This window comes from Streptomyces sp. SAI-170, from assembly GCF_049739565.1.
Classification (GTDB): Bacteria; Actinomycetota; Actinomycetes; order Streptomycetales; family Streptomycetaceae; genus Streptomyces.
In genome coordinates this window covers 3,861,994-3,875,309 of record NZ_JBMGQD010000001.1, presented here as the reverse complement: position 1 = coordinate 3,875,309, position 13,316 = coordinate 3,861,994, and the positions used below count along the sequence as shown (strand labels likewise).

The 13,316-nt window shown below is 72.5% G+C and carries 12 protein-coding genes; 11 read left to right on the top strand and 1 reads right to left on the bottom strand.

The window, feature by feature from the left end; translation table 11 throughout:
* Positions 1-413: 413 nt before the first annotated feature.
* From RKD23_RS17270 to RKD23_RS17245, 6 genes are all read left to right on the top strand, one after another.
* Positions 414-1,607 carry a TadA family conjugal transfer-associated ATPase gene (locus RKD23_RS17270; protein ID WP_424854469.1) on the top strand — a complete coding sequence of 398 codons (1,194 nt, stop codon included), beginning with the start codon at positions 414-416 and terminating at the stop codon, positions 1,605-1,607.
* Positions 1,598-2,467: a type II secretion system F family protein gene (locus tag RKD23_RS17265; RefSeq protein WP_424854468.1), complete on the top strand. Its 870-nt coding sequence runs from the start codon at positions 1,598-1,600 to the stop codon at positions 2,465-2,467. The genes RKD23_RS17270 and RKD23_RS17265 overlap by 10 nt, the downstream gene beginning before the upstream one ends.
* On the top strand, positions 2,464-3,252 hold the full coding sequence (locus RKD23_RS17260) for a type II secretion system F family protein (protein ID WP_424854467.1): 789 nt from the start codon (positions 2,464-2,466) through the stop codon (positions 3,250-3,252). The genes RKD23_RS17265 and RKD23_RS17260 overlap by 4 nt, the downstream gene beginning before the upstream one ends.
* 73 nt (positions 3,253-3,325) lie before the next feature.
* Positions 3,326-3,547 (top strand): DUF4244 domain-containing protein, encoded by a 222-nt coding sequence (locus tag RKD23_RS17255; protein WP_424854466.1) that lies wholly within the window; start codon positions 3,326-3,328, stop codon positions 3,545-3,547.
* Positions 3,534-3,899, top strand: coding sequence for a TadE family type IV pilus minor pilin (locus tag RKD23_RS17250; protein WP_424854464.1), 366 nt, complete (start codon positions 3,534-3,536; stop codon positions 3,897-3,899). The genes RKD23_RS17255 and RKD23_RS17250 overlap by 14 nt, the downstream gene beginning before the upstream one ends.
* Positions 3,896-4,297 (top strand): Rv3654c family TadE-like protein, encoded by a 402-nt coding sequence (locus RKD23_RS17245; RefSeq protein WP_424854463.1) that lies wholly within the window; start codon positions 3,896-3,898, stop codon positions 4,295-4,297. Before RKD23_RS17250 ends, RKD23_RS17245 begins: the two co-directional genes overlap by 4 nt.
* On the opposite strand, the gene RKD23_RS17240 is transcribed toward RKD23_RS17245, so the two are convergent.
* On the bottom strand, positions 4,267-6,822 hold the full coding sequence (locus RKD23_RS17240) for a DEAD/DEAH box helicase (RefSeq protein WP_424854462.1): 2,556 nt from the start codon (positions 6,820-6,822) through the stop codon (positions 4,267-4,269). The genes RKD23_RS17245 and RKD23_RS17240 overlap by 31 nt on opposite strands.
* A gap of 81 nt (positions 6,823-6,903) precedes the next feature.
* Between RKD23_RS17240 and bldG the strand changes: the two genes are divergently transcribed.
* The 5 genes from bldG to RKD23_RS17215 all read left to right on the top strand — a co-directional run bounded on the left by bldG (position 6,904) and on the right by RKD23_RS17215 (position 12,982).
* On the top strand, positions 6,904-7,245 hold the full coding sequence (bldG, locus tag RKD23_RS17235; RefSeq protein ID WP_010986038.1) for an anti-sigma factor antagonist BldG: 342 nt from the start codon (positions 6,904-6,906) through the stop codon (positions 7,243-7,245).
* Positions 7,246-7,352: 107 nt separating this feature from the next.
* Complete coding sequence (locus tag RKD23_RS17230; RefSeq protein ID WP_424854461.1) at positions 7,353-7,787, top strand: ATP-binding protein; 435 nt, start codon at positions 7,353-7,355, stop codon at positions 7,785-7,787.
* A 350-nt stretch (positions 7,788-8,137) separates the two neighbouring features.
* Positions 8,138-10,543: a sodium-translocating pyrophosphatase gene (locus RKD23_RS17225; protein WP_424854460.1), complete on the top strand. Its 2,406-nt coding sequence runs from the start codon at positions 8,138-8,140 to the stop codon at positions 10,541-10,543.
* A 194-nt stretch (positions 10,544-10,737) separates the two neighbouring features.
* Complete coding sequence (locus tag RKD23_RS17220; protein ID WP_424854459.1) at positions 10,738-11,334, top strand: small secreted protein; 597 nt, start codon at positions 10,738-10,740, stop codon at positions 11,332-11,334.
* A gap of 127 nt (positions 11,335-11,461) precedes the next feature.
* Entirely contained in the window at positions 11,462-12,982 is a 1,521-nt protein-coding gene (locus RKD23_RS17215; protein ID WP_424854458.1) for a DUF7059 domain-containing protein, read from the top strand.
* Positions 12,983-13,316 lie beyond the last annotated feature (334 nt).

Sequence of the window (13,316 nt, the reverse complement as noted above, 5' to 3'; positions counted from 1 at the left end):
GCGTACGACGCCCGAGCGACGGTGGGGCCGGGGTGAGGGCCGCGCTGTGGGGAGGGGTGCGGCAACCGGAGCCGAGCGGGGGCGAGCGGGGGACCGGGTTGCCGGAGCGCGTCGGACCATGGGGCGGGAGTGGCAGCGGGCCGGCCGGCGTATGGCGGTCAGGTGAGATCCCCGGCGGGCTGGGGCGGGCCGAGAACCGAAGTGAGCTGCGTGGTGGTCTGAGGCCCGCCGGGATCCGAGGCGAACTGCGTGGCGGCCTGGGACCGCCCGAGAACCGCGGCGAGCTGCGTGGCGGCCTGGGACCACCTGAGGACCGAGGCGAGCCGCGCCACGGACCGGCATCGGTCGAGGTCGGTGAAGAGCCGGCAGGCGTTGCGCGGTCGGTCGGGAGCGGCGGTGGACTCACCCCTGGGTTGCTCGACGGCGTGCGGCGGCGGCTCGCCGAGAGCGGTGCCGAGCCGACTCCCGCGCGCGTGGCGCAGGCGTTGCGGGAGCAGGGGCGGGTGCTCGGGGACGCCGAAGTGCTGGGGGCAGCCGAGCAGTTGCGGCGGGAGTTGATCGGGAGCGGGCCGCTGGAGCCGCTGCTCACCGATCCGTCGGTGACGGACGTCCTCGTGTCGGCTCCGGACCGGGTCTGGGTCGACCGCGGCGGCGGCCTGGAGCTGACCCGGGTCTCCTTCAGGGACGCGGCGGCGGTACGGCGGCTCGCGCAGCGGCTGGCCGCGGTGGCCGGACGGCGCCTCGACGACGCCCGGCCCTGGGTCGACGCCCGGCTGCCCGACGGCACGCGGCTGCACGCGGTGCTGCCTCCCGTCGCGGTCGGCTGCACCTGCCTGGCCCTGAGGGTCGTACGACCGCGCGCGTTCACGCTCGACGAACTGGTGGCGGCGGGCACGGTCCCACCGGGCGGGGACCGCGTCCTGCGGGCACTGCTGCGGGCACGGCTGTCCTTCCTGATCAGCGGGGGGACCGGCAGTGGCAAGACGACCCTGCTGAGCGCGCTGCTCGGGCTGGTAGGGCCGGGCGAGCGGATCGTGCTCGCCGAGGACTCGGCGGAGCTGCGGCCCGACCATCCGCACGTCGTACGGCTGGAGGCCAGACCCGCCAACCAGGAGGGCGCGGGGCTCGTCACGCTCGAGGACCTGGTGCGTCAGGCGCTGCGGATGCGGCCGGACCGGCTGGTCGTGGGCGAGGTGCGTGGGCCCGAAGTGGTGCATCTGCTCGCGGCGTTGAACACCGGCCACGACGGCGGCGGAACAGTGCACGCCAACGCAGCCGCCGACGTCCCCGCCCGGTTGGAGGCGCTCGGCACGGCCGCCGGGCTCGACCGGGCCGCGCTGCACAGTCAGTTGGCCGCGGCCCTGTCGGTGGTGCTGCACCTGGCGCGCGACCGGGCCGGTCGGCGACGTATCGCCGAGGTGCATGTGCTGGAGCGGGGCGCGGCGGGCCTGGTGCGGACGGTGCCGGCGCTGCGGTGGGGCGCGCGGGCGTTCGTGCCCGAACGGGGCTGGGAGCGGCTGCGGGAACTGCTGCGCGAGGACTGCCTGGAGGCGCCCGGAGGGATCGCTTCCGGCGAAGGACGAGACGGAGAGAGCGCATGGTCGTGATGAGTGAGATGTGGGTGGCGGCGGCCCTGGTGTGCGGGGCGGCGGCCGCCTGGCTGGCCGGCGAGTGGCAGTCGGGGGCGCGGCGGGCGCAGTTGCTGCTCGCGGGAGGCGGGGTGGTGGGCACGGGCCCGCCCAAGTGGCCCCGGCTGGGCTGCAGTCTGCGCCAGGTCCGTGAGCGGATGCGGCCCGAGTGGTGGGCGCCGGCTACGGGGCTGGTCCTGGCCGTGCTGGGCGCCTCGGTGCTTCCGGTGCTCGCGGGGGCGGCAGGGCTGCCGTTGCTGCGGCGGGCGCGGCTGGCCCGGGAAGCGCGGCGGGCCCGGGAGCGCCGTGGGGACGAGGTCATCGCCCTGTGCGGGGTGCTCGCCGGGGAGGTGCGGGCCGGACGGCAGCCGGGTGAGGCACTGCTGCGGGCCGCGCATGAGTCCGGCGGCCTCGGGGAGGCGCAGGCCGCGGTCCTGGCGGCGGCCCGGTTCGGCGGGGATGTGCCTGAGGCGCTCGCGGTCGCGGCGCGCCGTCCGGGGGCCGAGGGGCTGCTGGGACTCGCCGCGTGCTGGCGGGTGGCCGTGGACCAGGGCGCGGGCCTCGCCGCCGGACTCGACCGGCTCGAAGGGGCGTTGCGGGCCCAGCGGGACCAGCGCGCCGACCTGCGGGCCCAGTTGGCGGGCGCGCGCTCCACGGCCGTGATGCTCGCGGGGCTGCCGGCGCTCGGGCTGCTGCTCGGCACGGCCCTCGGCGCCGATCCCTTGCGGGTGCTGCTGCACACCGGTGCCGGGCTGGGGTGCCTGCTGATCGGCGGCGTGCTGGAGGGCGCGGGCCTGTGGTGGGCGCTGCGGATCGTCCGAGGAGCGGAGGCGGCATGAACGAGGAGATCGTCCACAGGCTGTGGGCCGTGCTGGGCCTGGGACTCGCGATGGTCTGGGCCGCCCATCGGCTGTCCGGTGTGCGGCGCGAGCGCAGGGTCCGGCGCCGGCTGGCCGAGCTGCTCGCCGCGGAGGCGGCGATGCGCCGAGGGCCGCGTCCCCAAGTGCCCTTGGCTGTACGGAGATGGCTGGCACCGGCCGGTGTCGCATGCGCCGGGTGGGTGCTGGTCGGAGGGCTCCTCGGGGTCCTGGTCGGGCTGGCCGGTGCGGCCGTGCTGTGGCGTCGGCGGGTGCGAGCCGACAGCAGCGCACAGGGCCTCGACGCCGGGCAGGCGGCCCTGGGGGCCCGCCAACTCCCGCTCGCCGCCGACCTCCTGGCTGCCTGTATCGCGGCCGGCGCCGGTCCGGTGCCGGCGGCCCAGGCGGTGGGGGAGGCGCTGGGCGGGCCCGTCGGGGAGGCACTCGCGCGCGGTGCGGCGGAGGTGCGGCTCGGCGGGGAGCCGGCCGAGGCCTGGCGTCGGCTCGCCGAGGTGCCGGGCGCGCAGGGCCTGGCACGGCTGCTGGAGCGGGCCGATGTCTCGGGGCTTCCGGCGGCCGGTCCCGTCGCCCGGATCGCGGCGGACGCCCGCGCGGACTGGACCCGCACCGCGACCGCACGCGCGAGACGCGCGGCCGTCCTGGTCACCGCGCCGGTGGGGCTGTGCTTCCTGCCCGCCTTCATCGCGGTCGGCGTGCTGCCGGTGGTGATCGGGCTGGCGGGCGAGGTGCTGGGGGGAGGCCGGTGACGGACGGGTCGAAGCAGTGGCAGTGGCAGTGACAGCGGTTGTGGAACGGAACGGAAAGCTCATGGAGGTCGGGATGTACGCAATGGTTCGGGCGCGGCTGGATGCCCTGGTGTGCGGGATGCGCGGCTGGTGCCGGTCGCGGCGGCGGGACGCGGGCATGGTGACGTCGGAGTACGCGCTGGGCATCGTCGCGGCGGCCGCGTTCGCGGTGGTGCTCTACAAGGTCGTCACCAGTGGGCAGATCACCGCGGAGTTGCAGGCCATCGTGAAGAGGGCGCTCGATGAGGGGGCGTGAGCGGAGGTCGGACCGGGGGTTCGTGACGGCGGAGTCGGCCGTGGTGCTGCCGGTGCTGGTGATGTTCGCGCTGGCGCTCGTGTGGGGGCTGCTCGTCGTGGCCGCGCAGATCCAGTGCATGGACGCGGCCAGGACGGGTGCCCGCGCGGCGGCCCGGCAGGACCCCGAGGAGGCGGTCGTCGAGGTGGCGCGAGGCGTGGCGCCGCCAGGTGCGCAGGTGAACGTCACCCGGGAGGGTGAACTGGTCCGTGTCGTCGTGGTGGCCAAGCCGCGCGCTCTCAGCGGCCTGCCGTTCGAGGTGCGGGAGGAGGCCGTGGCGGCGGCGGAGGAGATGGTCGGGGTGGGGTCGTGAAGGCGTACGGCTCCGACCGTGGGTCCGCCACCGTCTGGAGCCTCGGGGCGATCGCGGTGCTGTGTGTCGTCTTCGGCATCGTGCTCGCTCTCGGGCAGGCCGTCGTGGTGCGGCAGCACGCGGCCCGCGGTGCCGACCTGGCGGCGCTGGCCGCGGCGGACCGCTGGCCCGACGGCAGTACGGCGGCCTGCGAACACGCCGCCCGGGTGGCCCGCGCCCAGGGCGTACGGCTGGTGCGGTGCGCCCTGGACGGCGAGATCGCGGACGTGTCGGCCGCGTCCGCGCGGGGCCCGTTCTCGGCAGAGAGCAGATCCCGGGCGGGCCCTGCGGGGACGGACCTACGGGCCCCAAGCCCTCGCGACGGCCCTCAGCCGCCCTCTGCGGGGCGCGCGCCCTGAGCCGGGCGTTCACGGACCACCTCGGCCCGGCCGGGCTTCTCCGCCCCTCCTGGCCCCTCCGCCTCACCCGGCTTCTCCGGCGGAGCTCCCCGCAGCAGCACGGTGAGCAGTCGCACGGCGCCCCGCTTGTGCAACGGATCGTTGCCGTTGCCGCACTTGGGGGACTGGATGCAGGACGGGCAGCCGGCGTCGCACTCGCAGGAGGCGATGGCCTCGCGGGTGGCGGTGAGCCAGGCGTGGGCGGTGTGGAAGGCACGTTCGGCGAAGCCTGCGCCGCCTGGGTGGCCGTCGTAGACGAAGACGGTGGGCAGCAGGGTGTCGGGGTGGAGCGGGATGGACACGCCGCCGATGTCCCAGCGGTCGCAGGTCGCGAAGAGGGGCAGCATGCCGATCGACGCGTGCTCGGCGGCGTGCAGGGCGCCGCCGACGATCTCCGGGTTGATCCGGGCCTCGTCCAGCTGGTCCTCGGTGACCGTCCACCACACCGCGCGGGTGCGGAGCGTACGAGGAGGGAGGTCGAGTTTGGTCTCGCCGAGCACCTCGCCGGTGATGAGGCGCCGGCGCAGGAAGGAGACGACCTGGTTGGTGACCTCGACGGAGCCGTAGCAGAGGCGGCCGTCGCCCCACGGGATCTCGATGTCCGTGTCCAGGACGGAGATGGCGGTGGTGTCGCGGGCGACGGTGGAGTACGGCGGGTTGGCCTCCTCGACCAGGGCGACCGAGTCGTCCAGGTCGAGGGAGCGGACCAGATAGGTGCGGCCCTGGTGCAGGTGGACGGCGCCCTCGTGGACGCTGGCGTGGGCCGAGCCGGCGTCGACCGTGCCGAGCAGGCGGCCGGTGCCGGCCTCGACGATCTGGACGGGGCTGCCGCCCTCGCCGCGGATGTCGGTGAGGTCGGCGGCGCGCTCCCGGCGCGTCCAGTGCCAGGCCTTCGTACGGCGGCGCAGCAGTTTGGCGGCCTCCAGCTGCGGCAGAAGGTCGGCCGAAGCGGGGCCGAACAGCTCCAGGTCCTCCTCCACCAGCGGGATCTCCGCGGCGGCCGCGCACAGGTGCGGGGCGAGCACGTAAGGGTTGTCGGGGTCGAGGACGGTCGACTCGACCGGTCGGTCGAAGAGGGCCTCGGGGTGGTGGACCAGGTAGGTGTCCAGCGGGTCGTCGCGGGCGACCAGGACGGCCAGGGCGCCCTGGCCGGAGCGGCCCGCGCGGCCGGCCTGCTGCCACAGAGACGCGCGCGTGCCCGGGTAGCCGGCGATCAGGACGGCGTCCAGGCCGGAGACGTCGACGCCGAGTTCGAGGGCGGTGGTCGCGGCGAGACCGAGGAGCTCGCCGGAGTGCAGGGCCCGTTCGAGGGCGCGGCGCTCCTCGGGGAGGTAGCCGCCGCGGTAGGCCGCGACACGCCGGGACAGGGAGCGATCGATCTCGGCCAGCCGCTCCTGGGTGATGACCGAGATCAGCTCGGCGCCGCGCCGGGAGCGGACGAAGGCGACGCTGCGGACGCCCTGGAGGGTGAGGTCGGTGAGCAGGTCGGCCGTCTCGGCGGTGGCCGTACGGCGTACAGGAGCTCCCTTCTCGCCCTGGAGTTCGGTGAGCGGCGGCTCCCACAGGGCGAACACCAGCTCCCCGCGCGGGGAGGCGTCGTCGGCGACCTCCACCACCGGCAGCCCGGTCAGGCGGCGCCCGGCCACGGCGGGCTCGGCGGCGGTCGCCGAGGCGAGGAGGAAGACGGGAGAGGCGCCGTAGCGCGCGCACAGACGGCGCAGTCGGCGCAGCACCTGGGCGACGTGGGAGCCGAAGACGCCGCGGTAGGTGTGGCACTCGTCGATGACGACGTACTTCAGCGATTTCAGGAAGGAGGACCAGCGGGGGTGGGACGGGAGTATGCCGCGGTGCAGCATGTCCGGATTGGTGAGGACGTAGTTGGCGTACTGGCGGATCCACTCGCGTTCCTCGAACGGCGTGTCGCCGTCGTACACCGCGGCGCGCACGGCGTTGCCCAGCGGTTGGGACAGAGCGCGCACGGCGCGGCACTGGTCGGCGGCCAGGGCCTTGGTGGGGGCCAGGTACAGGGCGGTGGAGCCGCGGCCGTTCGGGGCCTCGGAGCCCTCCAGGAGAGCGGAGAGCACCGGGGCCAGATAGGCCAGCGACTTGCCCGAGGCGGTCCCGGTGGCGACGACCACCGAATCGCCGTCCAGGGCGTGCTCGGCGGCCCGCGCCTGATGCTCCCAGGGGTGTTCGATGCCCGCCGCCTGGACGGCCGCGATCACCTCCGCGCGAATCCGATCAGGCCAGACGGCATGGCGACCCTCCCGCGGGGGCAAGTGCTCCGTATGAGTGATGCGCGAAGCCCGGCTCGGACCCGAGGCGAGCCGGTCCAGAACCGTGCCAGGGGACGGGCGGAGTGCGGGGTCCGTCGAGGGTCGATCGGATCGGTGATTCTTGGCCATCGGCACCGAGTGTGTCACTGGCGTGACGGACAATGGGCTCAAGGCGTCGTGCACGCCTGCCGGTAAGTGATTGAATGCCATCGCGGCTGGCGAACCGTCCTGGGGGCTTCAAGCCGAGTGCCCCCTGAGGCGACCGCTCGATAGCAAGGTGCTGGAGGATCCGTGGACCTGTCCCTGTCGACCCGTACCGTCGGCGATCGTACGGTCGTCGAGGTCGGTGGCGAAATCGACGTATATACCGCGCCCAAGCTGCGCGAGCAGCTGGTCGAGCTGGTGAACGACGGGAATTTCCACCTCGTCGTCGACATGGAGGGCGTGGACTTCCTCGACTCCACCGGTCTCGGCGTGCTGGTCGGCGGTCTCAAGCGAGTGCGTGCCCATGAGGGCTCGCTGCGCCTGGTGTGCAACCAGGAGCGCATTCTGAAGATCTTCCGCATCACCGGCCTGACCAAGGTGTTCCCGATCCACACCTCGGTCGAGGAAGCGGTGGCGGCCACCGACTGATCTCCCGAGCCGGGTCCGTGTGGCCCGGCTCGGCACAGTTCAACCGGGGGGCCGGGCGTTCGGCGGCCGGCCCCCGACCGCACGCCCGTAGTTTTCGAGGGGGATGCATGGCCACCGTCGAACTCCGCTTCAGCGCGCTGCCCGAGCACGTGCGGACCGCCCGGCTGGTGGCGGCCGCGGTGGCACGCAGGGCCGGAGTGGACGAGGCCGTCCTGGACGAGGTGAGACTCGCCGTCGGTGAGGCCTGTACGCGCGCCGTCGGGCTGCACCAGAGCTCCGGGATCACCGCGCCGGTGAAGGTGCTGCTGGTCGAGGAGGAGAAGCAGTTCTCCATCGAGGTCGGCGACGAGGCGCCGCGCTCGGCCCCCGGCGACCGGGCGCCCGGCGCCGGCGGCGAGGACGCCGATGCCGAGGAGGACGAGATGGGCCTCGCGGTCATCAGCGGCCTCGTCGACGACGTGGAGGTCACCGCCGGGGAGCACGGCGGCCAGATCAAGATGACCTGGCCGACCGCACAGCCCCCGCTGACGCCTCTGTCCTGACCCCCGCGACGCAGAGTCATAGGGCCCCGCCTCGGCGGGGCCCTTCTGTGTGCCCCATGCCTGTCCGTCTGTGCCCGTGCGTGTCCGTGCGGAGTCTGTGCGTGTGCGGCTGTCAGTGCCCCCGCCTACAGTGGTTGCGTCAGGAGTTCCTACCGATCCGTACTGTTCCAGGCGGTGCCTTTCGTGAATTCATTCACGATCCTGGTGCTTGAAAAAATGGATCAAGGTGAATGCCTTCAGGGCATTACTGCTTGAATGCAAATTCCGTTTACCGCGCACTGTTTTGATCAGGTTCCGGTACCTACAATCCGTCCACATCTTGAGCTCAGCCCAAGCGTCAAGGAGGACGAATGGCGGGGCTTTCTACCCCTCATCAGCTGGATCACTCCACAGCCTTCGCAGCCGCAGTCCTGACCGACGGCAACCGTGTCCTGGTGGTGGTCATCGCGGTCGTCGCGCTGGCCGCCCTGGTGGTCGCAGGGATGTTGTTGCGCCAGGTGCTCACGGCGGGCGAGGGCACCGACAGCATGAAGGAGATCGCCGCGGCGGTCCAGGAAGGCGCCAACGCCTATCTGGCCCGGCAGCTGCGCACACTCGGCGTATTCGCCGTCGTCGTGTTCTTCCTGCTCATGCTGCTGCCCGCGGACGACTGGAATCAGCGTGCCGGACGATCGGTGTTCTTCTTGATCGGCGCGGCGTTCTCGGCGGCCACCGGCTATATCGGCATGTGGCTCGCCGTACGCAGCAATGTGCGCGTCGCGGCCGCGGCGCGCGAGGCGACACCGGCGGAAGGCGAACCGGAAAAGGATCTCACCGAGGTCTCGCACAAAGCGATGAAGATCGCTTTCCGCACGGGTGGCGTCGTCGGCATGTTCACGGTGGGGCTCGGTCTGCTGGGCGCCTCCTGCGTGGTGCTGGTGTACGCGGCCGACGCGCCGAAGGTGCTCGAGGGATTCGGTCTCGGTGCCGCGCTGATCGCGATGTTCATGCGTGTCGGCGGCGGCATCTTCACCAAGGCCGCCGACGTCGGCGCCGACCTGGTCGGCAAGGTCGAGCAGGGCATCCCGGAGGACGACCCACGCAATGCCGCGACCATCGCCGACAACGTGGGCGACAACGTCGGCGACTGCGCCGGCATGGCGGCCGACCTCTTCGAGTCGTACGCCGTGACGCTCGTCGCCGCGCTGATCCTCGGCAAGGCGGCCTTCGGCGACTCCGGGCTCGCCTTCCCGCTGCTCGTGCCCGCCATCGGGGTGATCACGGCCATGATCGGGATCTTCGCGGTCGCGCCGCGCCGGGCTGACCGCAGTGGCATGTCCGCGATCAACCGCGGCTTCTTCGTCTCCGCGGTGATCTCGCTCGTCCTCGTGGCCGTGGCCGTCTTCGTCTACCTCCCGAGTTCGTACGCCGACCTGGACGGTGTCACCGACACCGCGATCCAGGGCAAGGACGGCGATCCGAGGATCCTGGCGCTCGTCGCGGTCGCCATCGGCATCCTGCTGGCCGCCGTCATCCAGCAGCTGACCGGCTACTTCACCGAGACCAACCGCCGCCCCGTCAGGGACATCGGCAAGAGCTCGCTCACCGGGCCGGCCACCGTCGTCCTCGCCGGCATCTCCGTGGGCCTCGAATCCGCTGTCTACACCGCCCTGTTGATCGGCCTGAGCGTCTACGGCGCCTTCCTGCTCGGCGGTACCTCGATCATGCTGGCGCTGTTCGCGGTGGCGCTCGCCGGCACCGGCCTGCTCACCACCGTCGGCGTCATCGTCGCCATGGACACCTTCGGGCCGGTCTCCGACAACGCCCAGGGCATCGCGGAGATGTCCGGGGACGTCGAGGGCGCGGGCGCGCAGGTGCTCACCAACCTCGACGCCGTCGGCAACACCACCAAGGCCATCACCAAGGGCATCGCCATCGCCACCGCCGTCCTCGCGGCCTCCGCCCTCTTCGGGTCGTACCGCGACGCGATCATCACCGGCGCGCGCGACGTGGGGGAGAAGCTCGGCGGCGAGGGCTCGGCGATGACGCTCTCGATGGACATCTCCCAGCCCAACAACCTCGTCGGCCTCATCGCGGGCGCCGCGGTCGTCTTCCTCTTCTCGGGGCTGGCGATCAACGCGGTGTCGCGGTCGGCGGGTTCGGTGGTCTACGAGGTGCGCCGGCAGTTCCGGGAGCGGCCCGGGATCATGGACTACAGCGAGAAACCGGAGTACGGCAAGGTCGTCGACATCTGCACCAGGGACGCGCTGAGGGAACTCGCCACGCCCGGGCTGCTCGCGGTGATGGCACCGATCTTCATCGGGTTCACGCTCGGCGTCGGCGCGCTCGGCGCGTTTCTCGCGGGCGCGATCGGCGCGGGCACGCTGATGGCGGTGTTCCTCGCCAACTCCGGTGGCGCGTGGGACAACGCCAAGAAGCTGGTGGAGGACGGTCATCACGGTGGCAAGGGCAGCGAGGCGCACGCGGCGACCGTGATCGGCGACACCGTCGGCGACCCGTTCAAGGACACCGCGGGACCCGCCATCAACCCGCTGCTGAAGGTGATGAACCTGGTGTCGCTGCTCATCGCACCGGCCGTCATCAAGTTCTCCTACGGCGACGACAAGAGCATCGGCGTCCGCATCCTGATCGCGGCGCTGGCGTTCGTGGTGATCGTCGGCGCGGTGTACGTCTCCAAGCGGCGCGGCATCGCCATGGGCGACGAGGACGGGGCCGACGCCTCGCCCAAGTCGGCGGACACCGCGGTGGTTTCGTAGTCCGTCGTACGACACCTGCTCCAAGGGGCGGGCGGGCGGTGCGCTTTGACGTGCCGTCCGCCCGCCCCGCATGGTCGGCAGGTCCCTTCGTGAGGCTTCTCTCTCTTGGTGCAAATGGCTTCAATACCGGACAGAATGGATGCTCATCATGCGGGTGTCGCCCGTTTGGCGTGTATGTTCCGGGGCCGAGAGCCATGGAAGGGACCAATCCGGTGAACAAGAAGCTCGCGGCCGCACTGTCCGGCGGTGCGGTACTGGTACTGGCGCTGTCGGGATGCAGCAGCGACGACGGCGACGAGAAGCTGAACGCGTGGGCCAAGCAGGTCTGCGACGCCGTCCAGCCGCAGGCGAAGAAGATCGAGACCGCCAACAACGCGATCAAGAAGGAAGCCTCGGACAACAGCACCCCGGCCGAGGTCCAGAAGGCGGACTCGCAGGCCTTCCAGGACATGTCCGACGCCTACAAGGCGATCGGCGCCGCCGTGAGCAAGGCCGGCGCGCCCGACGTGGAGAACGGCGAGAAGAAGCAGCAGGACGCGGTCAAGGAGCTCAACTCCATCTCCGCGTCGTACGCCTCGCTGAAGAAGCAGGTCGACGCGCTCAACACCAAGGACCAGGCGAAGTTCGCCGACGGCCTCAAGGATGTCGCCACGGAGCTCGACAAGCTCAGCAAGAGCGGCAACGACGCCCTGACCAACCTGGAGGAGGGCGAGGTCGGCCAGGCGATGGCCGAGCAGCCGAGCTGCCAGCGCGCCTCCGCGCCCGCGTCGGCCCCGGCGACCAAGAGCTGAGCCAGAGCCGAGTCAGAGCTGAGCCAGAGCTGATCGAGCGCTGAGCAAGAGGAGCTGAGCCGAGCTGATCGAGCGCTGAGAGGCGTGAGGAGCTGAGCCTTCGGCGGAGGGCCGTCACAATGGGGACGTGAGTGAAGCCACCCTGTCCCCCCTGCCCTCTGCCGACCGCGCCGACGTCGCCGTACGGCTGCGTGACGCCCTGCTCGCGGCCGACTTCACCGCCGACGGGCTGCTCGAACTGCTCGGCGCCCCCGCCTACGCGGCCCTCGCCCGCAGCGAGACCGTGCCCGCGCTGCGGGCCACGCGGGGCGACACGCCCCTGGAGCTGCTGACCCGGCTGTTCCTGCTCCAGCAGCCGGTGCCGCACGCGCGCGTGGCGGGCGTTCTGCCCGTCGCGGAGTGCCTGGACAGCGGGTGGCTGGTGGCGGCCGGTGACGACGAGGTCGCCGCGACCGTCGACGTACGGCCTTACGGCGGACCTGGTGGCGAGGACTGGTTCATCGTGTCCGACCTGGGCTGCGCCGTCGGCGGGGCGGGCGGCATCGGAAGCCGTCACGAGGGCGTCGTCCTTGGCGTCGGCGGTGCCTCCACCACCCTGGCCGGCATCACCGTCCGCACCCCCGTCGCCTCCGCCCTGGACCTCGGCACCGGCTCCGGCATCCAGGCGCTGCACGCCGCGCAGCACGCCACGCGCGTGACGGCGACCGACCTCAACCCGCGTGCCCTGCACATCACCGCGCTCACGCTGGCGCTGTCCGGCGCGCCCGCCGCCGACCTGCGGGAGGGCTCGCTGTTCGAGCCGCTGCCGGAGGGCGAGACGTACGACCTGATCGTCTCCAACCCGCCGTTCGTGATCTCACCGGGCGCCCGGCTGACGTACCGAGACGGCGGCATGTCCGGGGACGATCTGTGCCGCTCGCTCGTTCAGGGAGCAGGGGAACGGCTGAACGAGGGCGGGTTCGCGCAGTTCCTCGCCAACTGGCAGCACGTGGAAGGGGAGGACTGGCAGGACAGACTCAGGTCATGGGTGCCGCGCGGGTGCGATGCCTGGATCGTGCAGCGCGAGGTGCAGGACATCACTCAGTACGCCGAGCTGTGGCTCCGGGACGCCGGTGACCACCGAGGCGACCAGGCCGACTACCAGGCGCGGTACGACGCGTGGCTGGACGAGTTCGAGGCCCGCAAGGTCAGGTCCGTGGGGTTCGGCTGGATCACCCTGCGCAGGACGGACGCGGCCGTGCCCTCGATCACGGTGGAGGAGTGGCCGCACCCGGTCGAGCAGCCGCTCGGCGACACCGTGCGCGCGCACTTCGAGCGCCTCGACTATCTGCGCGGACGCGACGACGCGGCGCTGCTCGAGGAGCACTTCAGGCTCGCTGGAGAAGTCGTGCAGGAGCAGGTCGGGCTGCCCGGTGCCGAGGATCCGGAGCATGTCGTACTGCGGCAGCACCGCGGCATGCGCCGCGCCACCAAGGTCGACACGGTCGGCGCGGGCTTCGCCGGCGTTTGCGACGGAACGCTGAGCGCGGGCCGCATCCTGGACGCCATCGCCCAGCTGGTCGGCGAGGACGCGGTCCTGCTGCGCGACCGTACGCCCGCGCAGATCCGGCTGCTGGTCGAACAGGGCTTCCTGGAGCCGGGGGTCTGACGGGGCGGGCCTCCGCCCGCCGACCTTCGCCGCTCGGCTCCGACCCGCGGCCCGCCGTTCGGCGCGCGACCCGCGGTTCGACCCGTGCCCCGCTGTTCGGCCCGCGGCCCCGCAACCTGCCGTTCGACTCCGACCGCGGCCAGCGGCCAGCCGTTCGACCGCGACCGCGGCCAGCGGCCAGCCGTTCGACTCCGGCTCGGGCTCCGGCTCCGGCTCCGACTCCGACCGCGACCCGCAACCCGCCGTTCGACCGCCGACCGCCGACCGCCGACCGCCGACCCGCGACCCGAGACCCGCGACCCGAAACCCGAGACCTCCAGGATTCGGCGCGTCC

Excerpts from the sequence above, each read along its gene's own strand:
- RKD23_RS17240 (WP_424854462.1), bottom strand. The coding sequence starts at position 6,822 with ATGGCATTCAATCACTTACCGGCAGGCGTGCACGACGCCTTGAGCCCA.
- RKD23_RS17260 (WP_424854467.1), top strand. The coding sequence starts at position 2,464 with ATGAACGAGGAGATCGTCCACAGGCTGTGGGCCGTGCTGGGCCTGGGA.
- RKD23_RS17255 (WP_424854466.1), top strand. The coding sequence starts at position 3,326 with ATGTACGCAATGGTTCGGGCGCGGCTGGATGCCCTGGTGTGCGGGATG.
- RKD23_RS17230 (WP_424854461.1), top strand. The coding sequence starts at position 7,353 with ATGGCCACCGTCGAACTCCGCTTCAGCGCGCTGCCCGAGCACGTGCGG.
- RKD23_RS17250 (WP_424854464.1), top strand. The coding sequence starts at position 3,534 with ATGAGGGGGCGTGAGCGGAGGTCGGACCGGGGGTTCGTGACGGCGGAG.
- RKD23_RS17220 (WP_424854459.1), top strand. The coding sequence starts at position 10,738 with ATGGAAGGGACCAATCCGGTGAACAAGAAGCTCGCGGCCGCACTGTCC.
- RKD23_RS17225 (WP_424854460.1), top strand. The coding sequence starts at position 8,138 with ATGGCGGGGCTTTCTACCCCTCATCAGCTGGATCACTCCACAGCCTTC.
- RKD23_RS17265 (WP_424854468.1), top strand. The coding sequence starts at position 1,598 with ATGGTCGTGATGAGTGAGATGTGGGTGGCGGCGGCCCTGGTGTGCGGG.